The 12,937-nt window shown below is 67.0% G+C and carries 9 protein-coding genes; 4 read left to right on the forward strand and 5 right to left on the reverse strand.

The window, feature by feature from the left end; all coding sequences use genetic code 11:
- The first annotated feature begins 58 nt into the window (after positions 1–58).
- From fgd to EET10_RS02845, 3 genes are read left to right on the forward strand one after another with little or no spacing between them, the layout of a single operon-like run.
- Positions 59–1,069, forward strand: coding sequence for a glucose-6-phosphate dehydrogenase (coenzyme-F420) (gene fgd, locus EET10_RS02835; RefSeq protein WP_036398855.1), 1,011 nt, complete (start codon positions 59–61; stop codon positions 1,067–1,069).
- A 7-nt stretch (positions 1,070–1,076) separates the two neighbouring features.
- Positions 1,077–3,167, forward strand: a complete 2,091-nt coding sequence (gene pta, locus EET10_RS02840) for a phosphate acetyltransferase (RefSeq protein ID WP_122501884.1) — start codon at positions 1,077–1,079, stop codon at positions 3,165–3,167.
- Complete coding sequence (locus EET10_RS02845; protein WP_036398851.1) at positions 3,157–4,329, forward strand: acetate kinase; 1,173 nt, start codon at positions 3,157–3,159, stop codon at positions 4,327–4,329. The genes pta and EET10_RS02845 overlap by 11 nt, the downstream gene beginning before the upstream one ends.
- Here EET10_RS02845 and EET10_RS02850 read toward each other — a convergent pair.
- A complete protein-coding gene (locus EET10_RS02850) occupies positions 4,291–5,472 on the reverse strand; it encodes a DUF1501 domain-containing protein (RefSeq protein WP_036398849.1) in 1,182 nt (393 codons plus the stop codon). The two genes, EET10_RS02845 and EET10_RS02850, sit on opposite strands and share 39 nt — an antisense overlap.
- Positions 5,469–6,779: a DUF1800 domain-containing protein gene (locus tag EET10_RS02855; RefSeq protein ID WP_122501885.1), complete on the reverse strand. Its 1,311-nt coding sequence runs from the start codon at positions 6,777–6,779 to the stop codon at positions 5,469–5,471. Before EET10_RS02855 ends, EET10_RS02850 begins: the two co-directional genes overlap by 4 nt.
- A 218-nt stretch (positions 6,780–6,997) precedes the next feature.
- Between EET10_RS02855 and EET10_RS02860 the strand changes: the two genes are divergently transcribed.
- Positions 6,998–7,858 (forward strand): endonuclease domain-containing protein, encoded by an 861-nt coding sequence (locus tag EET10_RS02860; RefSeq protein WP_036399626.1) that lies wholly within the window; start codon positions 6,998–7,000, stop codon positions 7,856–7,858.
- 390 nt (positions 7,859–8,248) lie between these two features.
- Here EET10_RS02860 and EET10_RS02865 read toward each other — a convergent pair whose 3' ends face one another.
- The 3 genes from EET10_RS02865 to glnX are packed head-to-tail and all read right to left on the reverse strand — an operon-like array spanning position 8,249 to position 12,833.
- Positions 8,249–10,537: a serine/threonine-protein kinase PknG gene (locus tag EET10_RS02865; protein ID WP_099187971.1), complete on the reverse strand. Its 2,289-nt coding sequence runs from the start codon at positions 10,535–10,537 to the stop codon at positions 8,249–8,251.
- Positions 10,537–11,514, reverse strand: a complete 978-nt coding sequence (locus EET10_RS02870; protein ID WP_036398845.1) for a glutamate ABC transporter substrate-binding protein — start codon at positions 11,512–11,514, stop codon at positions 10,537–10,539. Before EET10_RS02870 ends, EET10_RS02865 begins: the two co-directional genes overlap by 1 nt.
- Positions 11,514–12,833, reverse strand: coding sequence for a protein kinase G-activating protein GlnX (gene glnX / locus EET10_RS02875; RefSeq protein ID WP_036398843.1), 1,320 nt, complete (start codon positions 12,831–12,833; stop codon positions 11,514–11,516). The genes EET10_RS02870 and glnX overlap by 1 nt, the downstream gene beginning before the upstream one ends.
- Positions 12,834–12,937 lie beyond the last annotated feature (104 nt).

Below are 12,937 nucleotides of genomic sequence, written 5' to 3' on the forward strand. Positions count from 1 at the left end.
GCCTGGTTTCGGTGCGGCGCCGACACCGGCTCCCCGGGTGCAGGAGTAGAAAGAACGAGTGGCTGAACTCAAACTCGGATACAAGGCATCGGCTGAACAATTCGCCCCGCGCGAACTCGTCGAACTTGGCGTCGTCGCAGAAGCTCACGGCATGGACAGCGCGACGGTCAGTGACCATTTCCAGCCCTGGCGCCACAAGGGCGGGCACGCACCGTTCTCGTTGTCGTGGATGACCGCCGTCGGCGAACGCACCACGCGGCTGCTGCTGGGCACCTCGGTGCTCACCCCGACCTTCCGCTACAACCCCGCCGTCATCGCGCAGGCCTTCGCCACCATGGCTTGTCTATACCCGGACCGCGTCTTCCTGGGCGTGGGAACCGGCGAGGCGCTGAATGAGATCGCCACCGGATACGAGGGGGCCTGGCCGGAATTCAAGGAACGGTTCGCCCGGCTGCGCGAATCGGTGCGGCTGATGCGCGAACTATGGCGCGGCGACCGTGTGGATTTCGACGGTGACTACTACCGGCTCAAAGGTGCCTCCATCTACGACGTGCCCGAGGGCGGCGTGCCGGTCTACATCGCCGCCGGTGGTCCGGCGGTGGCCAAATACGCCGGACGGGCCGGCGACGGTTTCATCTGCACATCCGGCAAGGGCGCAGAGCTCTACACCGAAAAGCTGATCCCGGGCGTCCTGGAAGGGGCGGCCGCGGCCAACCGCGACGCCGACGACATCGACAAGATGATCGAAATCAAAATCTCTTACGACCCAGACCCAGACCTGGCTGTGCAGAACACCCGGTTCTGGGCGCCGCTGTCGCTGACCGCCGAGCAGAAGCACAGCATCGACGACCCGATCGAGATGGAGAAGGCCGCCGACGCCCTGCCGATCGAGCAGATCGCCAAGCGCTGGATCGTGGCGTCCGACCCGGACGAAGCCGTGGAAAAGGTGGGCCAGTACGTGACGTGGGGCCTTAACCACCTGGTGTTCCACGCGCCCGGGCACGACCAGCGCCGATTCCTGCAGCTGTTCGAAACGGACCTGGCGCCGCGGCTGCGACGGCTGGGCTGAACGGCAGGTGTCTTCCAGCTCCCCGGGTACCACTGCGATCTATATCGCTGCGCCCGAACCTGCGTCCGGTAAGGCGACGATCGCGCTGGGGATTCTGCACCGGTTGACCGCGACGGTCGCCAAAGTCGGTGTGTTCCGGCCACTTACGCGAGCATCCGGGGCGCGCGACTACCTCCTGGAGCTGCTGCTGGAACACACCACCGCGGGCCTGCCCTACGAGCAATGCGTGGGTGTGACCTACCAACAGCTGCATGGCGACACCGATTCCGCGGTCACCGACATCGTCGCCGCGTATCACGCGATGGCGCACAAGTGCGACGCGGTGGTGATCGTCGGCAGCGACTACACCGACGTCGCCACCCCCACCGAACTGTCGGTCAACGCCCGGATCGCGGTCAACCTCGGCGTGCCGGTGCTGTTGGCGGTCAATGCCAAAGGCCGCACCGCCGACCAGGTGGTCAGCGTCGTCGGGGTGTGTCTGGCCGAGTTGTCGGCCCACCACGCGCACACCGCGGCGGTGGTGGCCAACCGCTGCGACCCGGCGGAACTGGCGGCCGTCGGCGAAGCGCTGCGCATCGTCGGGCCGCCCAGCTACGTGCTGCCCGAGGAGCCGCTGCTGTCGGCGCCGACGGTAGCCGAATTGGAAAGGGCCGTCGACGGGACGGCGATCAGCGGTGAGGCGCCGCTGCGCAATCGCGAGGTGCTGGACGTGCTGGTGGCCGGGATGACCGCCGATCACGTGCTGGAGCGGCTGCGCGACGGCATGGCGGTGATCACCCCGGGCGACCGCTCCGACGTGGTGCTCGCCGTCGCCAGCGCCCATGCGGCCGAGGGGTTTCCGTCGCTGTCGTGCATCGTGCTCAACGGCGGTTTCGACTTGCATCCGTCGATTGCGGCGCTGGTGTCGGGGCTGCGGCTGAGGTTGCCGATCATCGCCACCACATTGGGTACCTATGAGACCGCCAGCGCCGCCGCGGCGGCCCGCGGCCGGCTCACCGCAACCTCGCAGCGCAAGATCGACACCGCGCTGGAGCTGATGGACCGCCACGTCGATGCCGCCGACCTGATGACCCACCTTGCCATCCCGATCCCGACCGTGACCACACCGCAGATGTTCACCTATGGCCTGCAGCAACGCGCGCGTTTGGACCGCAAACACATCGTGCTTCCCGAGGGCGACGACGACCGCATCCTCAAGTCCGCCGGCCGCCTGCTGCAGCGCGGCATCGCCGACCTGACGATACTCGGCGACGAGGCCCGGATCCGGCCGCGCGCAGCCGAACTCGGCGTGGATCTGGGCCAGGCAAAGGTGCTTGACCCGCGCACCAGCCCGCTGTGCGACCACTTCGCCGAGCAATATGCCGAATTGCGGAAGTCGCACGGCATCACCGCCGAGCTGGCACGTGAAATCATTTGTGACGTATCGTCTTTCGGCACCATGCTGGTATACAATGCCCACGTCGACGGCATGGTGTCCGGAGCTGCCCATACCACCGCGCACACCGTTCGTCCCGCCCTGGAGATCATCGGAACCGCCCCGGGTATCTCGACGGTGTCCAGCATCTTTCTGATGTGCCTGCCCGATCGGGTGTTGGCCTACGGCGACTGCGCGATCGTGCCGAACCCGACGCCCGAGCAGTTGGCCGATATCGCCATCTGCTCGGCGCGCACCGCCGCACAGTTCGGTATCGAACCGCGGGTGGCCATGCTGTCCTACTCCACCGGGGCGTCAGGGACCGGAGCGGACGTCGAAAAGGTCAGGACAGCAACGGAGTTGGTCCGCTCACGGGAGCCGCAGCTGCTGGTCGAGGGGCCCATCCAATACGACGCCGCGGTGGACCCCGCGGTCGCGGCCGCCAAAATGCGTGATTCGCCGGTGGCCGGCCGGGCGACGGTGCTGATCTTTCCCGATCTCAACACCGGCAACAACACCTACAAGGCAGTGCAGCGTTCGGCGGGAGCCATCGCGATCGGCCCGGTGCTGCAGGGCCTGCGCAAGCCGGTGAACGACCTGTCGCGCGGAGCGCTGATCGAGGACATCGTCAACACGGTTGCCATTACCGCAATTCAGGCGCAGGGGATCGACGATGGCAGGTAGCCGGCTGGTGCTGGTTCTCAATTCCGGCTCGTCGTCGCTGAAGTTCCAGTTGATCGATCCGGTGTCCGGTATTTCACGGGCGGCAGGCAATATCGAGCGGATCGGCGAAGCGTCGTCCTCGGTGCCCGACCACGACACGGCGCTGCGTCGTGCGTTCGACATGTTGTCCGAGGACGGCATTGACGTGCGGACCTGTGGCCTGGTGGCGGTCGGACACCGGGTGGTGCACGGCGGCAAGGACTTTCACCGGCCGACGCTTCTCGACGATGCGGTGGTGGCCCGGCTCGAGGAGCTGTCGGTGTTGGCTCCGCTGCACAACCCGCCCGCGGTGCTGTGCATCAAGGTGGCACGCACCATGCTGGCCGACGTCCCGCACGTCGCGGTGTTCGACACGGCGTTTTTCCATGACCTACCCGCCGCAGCGGCGACCTATGCGATCGACCGGGACCTGGCCGAGACATGGCAGATCCGCCGCTACGGATTTCACGGCACCTCGCACCGCTACGTCAGCGAGCGGGCCGCCGCCGTCCTCGGCCGGCCGCTGGAAACTCTGAATCAGATTGTGCTGCATCTGGGAAACGGTGCGTCGGCTTCGGCGATCGCCGCCGGCCGCCCGGTCGACACCTCCATGGGCCTGACTCCCCTGGAGGGCTTGGTGATGGGTACCCGCAGCGGTGATGTGGATCCCAGCATCATGTGGTACTTATGGCGCACCGCGAACATGGGTGTGGACGAGATCGAGTCGATGCTCAACCACCGGTCGGGGATGTTGGGTCTGGCTGGTGAGCGCGATTTCCGCCGGCTGCGCCAGATGATCGAACAAGGCGACCCCGCGGCGCGATTGGCTTACGACGTATTCGTCCACCGGTTGCGTAAATACATCGGTGCTTATCTGGCCGTGCTCGGACACACCGATGTGCTGACTTTCACCGCGGGCATCGGCGAGCACGACAGCGCGGTGCGTCGTGACGCGCTGGCCGGAATGGCTGAGCTGGGCATCGAACTCGACGCGGGGCGCAACGCCGCTCCGGCGGGCGGGGCCCGACAGATCTCGTCGGACAACTCGCCGATCGCGGTGCTGGTGATCCCCACCAACGAGGAATTGGCGATCGCCCGGGACTGCCTACAGGAAACCGAGGCTCGTCCGGCCGGTTCCGACTGACGGTGCCGGGTCGCTTGCCAGGGTGTGTACCAGCAGCTCGTGGTAGATGTCGCGAAAGTCTTTGGTGGCCTTGAGGTCTCCGTGGTCGAGGTCGGTGAGACTGGGCTCGTCGCCGTAGTAGCCGCCGTTGACGGGCACGCCCGCGACGAAGACCGGCCCGGCCGTGCCGTGATCGGTGCCCTGGGAAGCGTTGGCGGCCACCCGGCGGCCGAACTCCGAATACGCCAGCACGACGACGTTGCGGCCGCAGCGATCGCCGGCCATCTCGCGCAGGAATCCGGCGACGGCCTCGTCGAACGTCTGCAATAGCCGCTGCTGCGTGTCGCGTTCGTCGGCGTGGGTGTCGAATCCGCCGAGCTGCACGGTGTAAACCCTGGTCGGCACCCGCGCCGTGATCGCAGCGGCTACCATGCTCAGCTGGGTGGCCAGCGAATTGTGGCCGCTTTCCGGCTTGAGGGACGCGAACGCCGCGTCGGTGGTGCGCGCGTCGCGATAGGCCCTGGAAACCGCCGCCATCGCCGGGGTGTCGTTCGGGTCTGGCGCGCTGAGCGCCTGCATCGTCGCGTCGAACCTGTCCGCGGCCTGCGGCGCTACGGTGACGGAAAGCGCTGCGGCAGTGTGTTTTTCGCCCACCGCCAGCGGGGGCAGGACGGCACCGATGTTGACCGCGCGCAGCGGATCATCTCCGGTGGCGTCGAGCCAGCGACCGATCCAGCCCGTCGAGACCGCTTCGGCCGGCGATGCGGTCTGCCAGATGTCCATGGAGCGGAAGTGGCTGTGGTCGGGCTTCGGATAGCCGGCGCCGCGCACGATCGCCAGTTGCCGCTGCTGCCATAGTTGGGCCAGACCGCGCAGCGCGGGGTTGAGTCCCAGCTGCGCGTCCAGCTGCAGGACATCGCCCGCAGTGTAGGCGAGTTCGGGACGCGCGTCGTGATATGCGTTGTCGGCGTAAGGGATTACGGTGTTGATCCCGTCGTTGCCGCCGTAGAGCGTGACGATGACCAGCACGCCGGCGTCGTCGGCAAGCGGACGGTCGTAGGCCGCGTGCTGCAGATCGCGCCAGCTGACCGCCACCGCCCCGGAGAGCAGACCGGCCGCGCCGACGCCGGCGCTGGCGATCAGGAATCTGCGGCGGTTGATCATGACGTCAGGTATTCCGGCGCGTTGACGGCTGCCGCGACCAACTGGGGCGGTCGGCGTACCAGCGGGGCGAGTGCGCGGGCGCTGCGGTCCGACCATGCGCCCACGCCGATCAGGTAGCCCACGGCGTCGATCCGGTCGCGCGCCGCGGTGTTTTCGATGGCCGACAGGTCGGCCGTGTTCGCCAGGTGGAGGGCGACGCGCGGTCGCGTCCCGGCGGATGCGGTGGACAGCCACACCTGGCCCTTCGGCCAGCCGCCGACGTCCGGCGGAAAGAATGGCCGCTGCCCCAGCACTTTGAGTGTCGCCTCGATCAGCTTGAGGTGGTTGTCGACAGGGACCCGAAGCGACCGGATCACGCCCACCAGCCATTCGACCGGGGTGGTGACGACTGTTGCCCGGCCGCCGGTGAACTCCTCGTCGGTGAGAACGGCGCGGGTGAGGGCGCGTAGATCGCGGTTGGGGCCGTAGGCGCTGACCAGTCGGTCGAGCACCGGTGTGGACGGTGGTTCGTCGGAGGCCACCTGTTGCCACAACCGGCCCGCGACGTACTGCGCGGACTTCGGCTGGGCCAGCACCGCGTCGCAGAACCCGGCGGCGTCGAAGTTACCGGTGAGCCCGAACAGCGTCTTGACGGTGAAGTCGTGGCGCCTGGGCAGCATCGATGTCCGGCCGTCGGCGCCGATCACCCATCCGGTGAGCGCGCGGGCACCGGCCCGCACGTCGTCCTCGGTGTAGCCGTTGCCGTGGCCCAGCGCGAACAGCTCCATGAATTCCCGGGCCAGGTTCTCGTTGGCGGCCTTGGCGGTATTGCTCTGCCCGTCCAGCCAGCGCAGCATCGCGGCGTCGGTGAGCATGGCGTAGGCCAGCGTGCGGAAGTCGCCCAGTGCCAGCGTGCGCAGTTTCTGGTTGTGCGCTGCCAGATATGCCGGGACCCGGACTTTCCGCGCTGAAGTGGCAAAGTGGTTGTGCCACAACAGGGTCAGCTTCTCGTGTAGCGGCTGCCGGACGGCGACCATGCGGCGCAGCCACCATCCGGACAGCACGGCCTGCTGCTCGGCCAGCTCGCGCTTGAACTCTTCGCGCACCGCCGGGGTTGCCTTCTTGCCCGGGGGCCGCGGCGTGGGCAGTACGGGCATCGGGATTTCCTGGACGCCCGGGTCCGCGTCGGGGTCGGCGGCCAGGGCGGCGTCGAGGTAGGCCGGCCAGTCTTGACCGGCCACCGCGTCCACCTCGCGGCCGCTCACCCCGAACCCGGCCCGGCGCAGGACTCGGGCCGTGGTGATCCACCGCGCGGATTGCCCGGCCATGCAATAACTGTGGCCGGTGAAGCTGTGTTTTCGCTATGTGCATCGGTGGTGTCGCTGGCGTCGAGCGTGAGGTGGGGGCTCTCAGTGTGAGCCCACGCAGGGATTCCGGCGGTGACGCCCGCCATACACGCTCACTCGCGGCCGTGGACGCACACTCGATTCCAAGTCTGTGGAAATCGGTAATCACCGTCGGCGGTCTGCGTGCCAATCTTCCCGTCATGTGGGATTCGCAAGCGCCGTTCCTCGGCAGCGAGGCGCTGGCGTGTGGAGCATTGACCCGGCATCAGCTGCGCACGCACTACCGCGCCGTACTGCCGAATGTCTACCTGTCGCGACGGGCGCAGGTGTCGCTGGAGCAGCGGATTGCTGCTGCCTGGCTGTGGTCGCATGGTTCGGCTGTGATTGCCGGTGCGGCGGCTGCGGCGTTGCACGGGGCCCAGTGGATTCCCGTCGACTTTCCCGTCGAGCTGATATGTCGGAATTCCCGGCCGCCGCACGGTGTGCTGGCGCGGCGCGACGTCCTGGGCGACGGAGAAACACAGACCATGGACGGGCGCACAGTCACCACACCCGAGCGCACCGCCTTCGACATTGGCCGTCGCGGAGCGGTCCGCTCGGCTGTGGTCCGGCTGGATGCGCTGGCTCGGGCGACGGGTTTCAAGGTCGACGATGTGCTGTGCGTCGCCGCCCGTCATCCCGGGGCGCGTGGCGTGCGCCAGCTGGAGACCGCGTTGGATCTCGTCGACCCTGGCGCACAATCACCGAGGGAAAGCTATCTGCGGCTACTGCTGATCGATGCCGGATTTCCGCGGCCGCGCACGCAGATACCGGTACCAGGAGCCGATGGCATGCCGTTCGCGTACCTCGACCTTGGTTGGGAGGACTATATGGTCGCCGTCGAATACGACGGCGACCATCATCAACGAGACCGCCAGCAGTACGTCAAGGACATTCGACGCGTCGAGCTGCTCGAGCAGCTGGGGTGGATCATCATCCGGGTGGTCGCCGAGGATCGCCCCGCAGACATCCTGCGTCGCGTGCAGGCGGCGATGGCGGAGCGCAATTCGATTGTGCGGTGAGCCCCGGGCGGCGGGGGCGGAGTTCGGTTGTGCCGTGCTGGTTTCCAGTGTGCGTCCATGGCGTCGACGGTGCATCCTGGGCGGTATCTGGGCGGTTTTTGCGCCCTGGGCGCACACTGGACGCCCTGGGCGCACACTCGAGTCCCTGGGCGCACACTCGACGCCCTGGGCGCACACTGGACGCCCAGCCCCGCTGCTGAGGTAGTAACCCGCTCACGGCCCGGCGCGACGGCAGTCGATCACGTCAGTCACATGAGTCACAACGAGGCGCACCACCCCAGACAGTGATTCATGTGGCAGCTGTGATTACCGCAGCCCAAGACGCCCGTAAGGCTATGGAAACACCAGCCCGGGCGTCCGCCCAACGCCCAAGCACCTCAAATAACAAACCTAGAACGTGCTGGTGGGACGCACATTGTTAGCCATGTCCACCAAGGTGTAGCGGTGCCGCTGCGTCGGCGCGATACGCGCCAGGCTGCGCAACGCCGCCTCGACGCCGAGCCGCAGCCCGTGATCGGTGAACGGAAACCCTAGTATGTGGTTGGTGCTGGCCTGGTTGTCCTGCAGCCAGTCCATCGCGCCGCCGAGCACCAGCGCGCGGATCTGCAGCACGCGCGGTTCGGTGGGCGGCAGCGACTCCACTCGTCGAGCGGCGTCGCGGATCTGATCCTCGGTGATTTCGCTCCGCGACCGTCCCGACAGCAACATCACCGCGCTGGTCAGCCGGGCGGTGGTGAAATGCCTTGAGCTGGGCGGCACTTCGTCGAGGGTGCGCACCGCGCCGGCTCGATCACCCTTAGCCGAAAGAGCTCTGGCCAGGCCGAACGCCGCCGATATCACGCCGTCGTTGGTCTGCCACACCGTCTGGTAGAAGTTGTGCTCGTCGGTGTAGCCGGCCAGTTCCGCGGTCGCGGCCAGCGCCAGTTTGGGTGCGAGTTCGCCTGGGAAGGTGTCCAGCACCTCGGTGAAATGTTTGATGGCAGAGTCGTAGTCGCCGGTGAGCAACTCGGCGACAGCCTTGTACCAGATCAGCCGCCACCGCCAACCCACCCGCTCGGCCAAGTCGTCGAGTTTGCGGGTGGCCTTGGCGACATCACCGAGGTCCAGCAGCGCCCGGACCTCCATCAGCGGCAGTTCGACCGATTCGGAAAGGTCGACACCTTCGGCGTCCAGAGCGCCGTGGCGGGCAGCGCGCAGCGAGTCCAGGGTCTGCACCGGCTGAGACAGCACTGTGGCCTGCAGGACCGGGGCCGCGACGTCGGTCGGGTCGACCAGCGGTACCTGCAGCGCGGTCACGATCTCCTTGGCGGTCAGCTTCTCCGCATGGACCTGGCCGTCCAGATACACATCGGTGTGTGCGACCAGCAGGTCCACGCCGAAGGTGGACCGGCTGGGACTGAAGATGGTCGACAGCCCGGGCCTGGGCACCCCGGTGTCCGCGGCGACCACCTCCCGTAACACGCCCGTCAACTGCGCCGACATCTCGTCTGTGGTGGCGAATCGCCGTCGTGGGTCGGGGTCGATGGCGCGGCGCAGCAACCGGCCGAAGGAGTCGTACTTGTCCAGCACCGGGTCGTCGTCGGGCAGACCGTCGGCATACCGCCCGTTGCGGGTCGGCAGGTTGAGCGTGAGTGCCGCCAGGGTGCGCCCCACCGTGTAGATGTCGGTGGCTACCGTCGGACCGGTCCGCACGATCTCGGGAGCCTGGAAGCCGGGGGTGCCGTAGAGGTATCCGAAGGAGTTGATCCGCGACACCGCACCCAGATCGATCAGCTTGAGCTGCTCCTCGGTGAGCATGATGTTTTCCGGCTTCAAGTCGTTGTAGACCAGGCCGATCGAATGCAGATAACTCAGCGCCGGCAGGATCTCCAGGATGTAGGCGATGGCCTCCGCGACCGGCAGCTTCTCGCCGCGGCCGCGCCGCAGCGACTGCCCGCCGATGTACTCCATCACGATGTAACCGACCGGATCCCCCTGCCGGTCGGTATGCTCGACGAAGTTGAAGATCTGCACGATCTGCGGGTGCACCACCTCGGCGAGGAACTTCCGCTCAGCCATCGCGATCGCCTGCGCCTCGGCGTCCCCGGAGTGCACCAGCCCCTTGAGCACGACGGGACGGTCGTTGACGTTGTGGTCGAGCGCCAGATACACCCAGCCCATTCCGCCGTGCGCGATGCAGCCCTTGACCTCGTACTGACCGGCGATGATGTCGCCGGGGCTCAGCTGCGGCAGAAACGAGTACGGACTGCCGCAGTACGGGCACCAGCCCTCCGAGGCGCCCGTGCCCTCCGCGCCGCTGCGACCTACCGGGCGCCCGCAGTTCCAGCAGAACCGCTTCGACTCGGGGACCACCGGGTCGGTCATCAGCGCCTTGAGCGGATCGGTATCGGGCACCCGCGGAATCTCCACCAGGCCGCCGCCCAGCTTCCTGACCGGCGGCAGCGCCCGCGTCGCGGCCGACATGCGCTCCTGCGGCTGGGTGTCCATCGCGCCCAGTGAGATGGACACGTCGTCGTCGTCATCGTCGAAATCAGGACGGAAAATCGCCTGAGTCGCCGGTGGCCGGCTGCCCGCGGCCGCACCGGTCTGCACGTCAGCGGACTGCGGGCCGTGAGCCAGCTCTTCTCGGCCTTCCTGATCGTCAGTGGCTGAGTCGTTGTGCGCGGGCTTCGACGACATCAATCGAGATACCTCGGCTGGGGTGGCACCGGTGCCGGACCGAGGACCGATAACCACTTGCGGTACAACGTATTCCAAGTGCCGTCGGTGCGGATCCGTTCGAGTGTGCCGTTGACGAACCGGACCAGCCCGGTGTTGTCGAGGTTGATCCCGATACCATAGGGCTGATTGGCCATGTCGGGCCCGACGATGTGCAGATAAGGGTCTTCTTCCACCAGTCCGGCCAGAATCGAGTCGTCGGTGCTGACGGCATCGATCTGCCGCTGCTGCATCGCCACCAGGCAGTCGGCCCAATTGACCACCGACACGATGACCGGCGGCGGCGCGATCTCGCGAATACGCCGCAACGACGTGGTGCCCCTGGCTACGCAAACCCGCTTGCCGGACAGGTCCGACACCTTCGAGATGGACGTGTCACGGGGGGCCAGGATGCGCTGGTTGGCATCCAGGTAGACGGTGGAGAAGTTCACCAGCTTGCGTCGCTCACAGGTGATGGTCATGGTCTTGACGACGACGTCGACCTGGGAAGTCTGCAGCGCGGTGATGCGCTCCGCGGCCGACAGGATCCGGTACTCGACATGTGACGGGCTGCCGAAGATGTCACGCGCCACCTCCCCGGCGATGTCGACGTCAAAGCCGGTGATATCGCCGGTGATCGGGTCGCGGAAGCTGAACAGGTTGCTGCCGATGTCGAGCCCGACGATCAACCGGCCCCGCTCGTGGATATTGGCCACTGCGGCATCGGCCTCGGCCTTGGTGCGGAAGGGACGCAGGCTGGCGGTCGGGTTGCAGTCCTGGCTCGCCGAGTCCGGCGGTAGCGGCGGCTCGGGCGGCATCACCTCCATTCCGACCGGCGTGGGATACGGGAGCGTCGGCGTCGTCTCCACTTTCAGCGATTCGGAGTGGCCGCAGCCGGCGAGCACGATCGCCGAGACGAGCGCGGTGACGGCCCGCCGGACGCTGGGCAGGCCGCTCATCACCGATATTCTTTCAGCCTGGGCCACAGTCCGAGGGCCACCGCGATGGCCGCACCCAGGCTGAGCACCACGCCGCCCAGCTGGGCGCCAGCCAGCCCTCGGCGTGCGTGGAGGATGTCGTGGCGCAGATGGATACGGCTTTGCTCCATCGCTTTGGTCAGCGCTTCGTCGAGCTTGTCGAACGCCGGCGTGGCGTCGTCCTCGCCCTTGCCCAACGCAACCTGGATGGCGGCCCGATAGTTGCCGACCGAAATGTAGGAGTTGATCCGGTCGTTGGCCTGCTGCCAGCGGACCAGCAGCTGATCGGCGCCCTGCAGATCGGGTTTGTCGACGGCGTCGCGGCGGGCCATGTAGGCCTCGAGCTGGTGGTGCATGGTGTCGATGCGCTGATAGAACGACTGCTTGCGGATCTCTTCGTCGCCGCGCCGGATCAGCGACAGCGTCTCGTCGGCTCGCGCCTGCTGGGCGGTGATCGCCAGATTGGTGACGGTCTTGAGCGACTCCGCCGCCGTGTCTTTGGCACTACGGCTGGCGGCCGTAGAGATTGTCAATGCGGTTCCGACCCAGACCACCATGACAAGAATACCGAGCGCACCGACGATAAGACCGGGATTGATCCGTCTGCGGGTGCGCCGGGCCAGCCAGCGATGCGAGAAGGCGCCGAAGACCACCGTGGTGGTGACGACCAGGATCACCGGCGCCGGGATCTGGGTGGATGCGGTGGTTTCCGTGTCGACCCGCTCCGACGTCGCCTGGTACAGCTGTTGTGCATCGGGCAGGATCGTCGACTGCATCAGCCCCGATGCCTCCGACAGGTACGACGACCCGACCGGGTTACCCGCGCGGTTGTTGGTGCGTGCGATCTCGATGAGGCCGGTATAGACCGCCAGTTCAGCGTTGATCCGGCCCAGCAATTGCACCAACGACTCATCGGTGAGCCCACTCGATGCGCGGGTCACGGCCACCGCCGCGTCGGTGATGGCCTGCTCGTAGCGCAGCCGGACGGCGCGGGGTTCGGCCTGGGCGATGAACGCGGTGGCTGCCGCGGCGTCGGCCACCGACAGTGTGGTGTAGAGCCGTCCGGCCGCAAACGACAGCGGCTCGGTATGTTCCAGCACGGTGGTCAGCACTTGCTGACGATGGTTGATCGTCGTCGACGTGGCGAACGCGCTGGACACGCCCAGGGCTGCCAACACGATGCCGATGGTCAGGATCCGCCCGGGTGTCGTCGAGACGAACCACCAGCGCGGATGGGCCGGTTCGGCGGGCGACCTCGATCCCAGCGGCTCGGTCGACGGGTGCGCCAGCTCAACCGTCACGTCTGCTGCGACCTCAGCTTTCGATATCTGTTCGGCTTGTTCGGCTTGTTCGGCTCAGTCACCAACCCGGATAAGCGAATTCTAAGAGAATGCGCCGACAGATG

This window comes from Mycobacterium pseudokansasii (assembly GCF_900566075.1).
In the GTDB taxonomy this organism is placed as follows: domain Bacteria; phylum Actinomycetota; class Actinomycetes; order Mycobacteriales; family Mycobacteriaceae; genus Mycobacterium; species Mycobacterium pseudokansasii.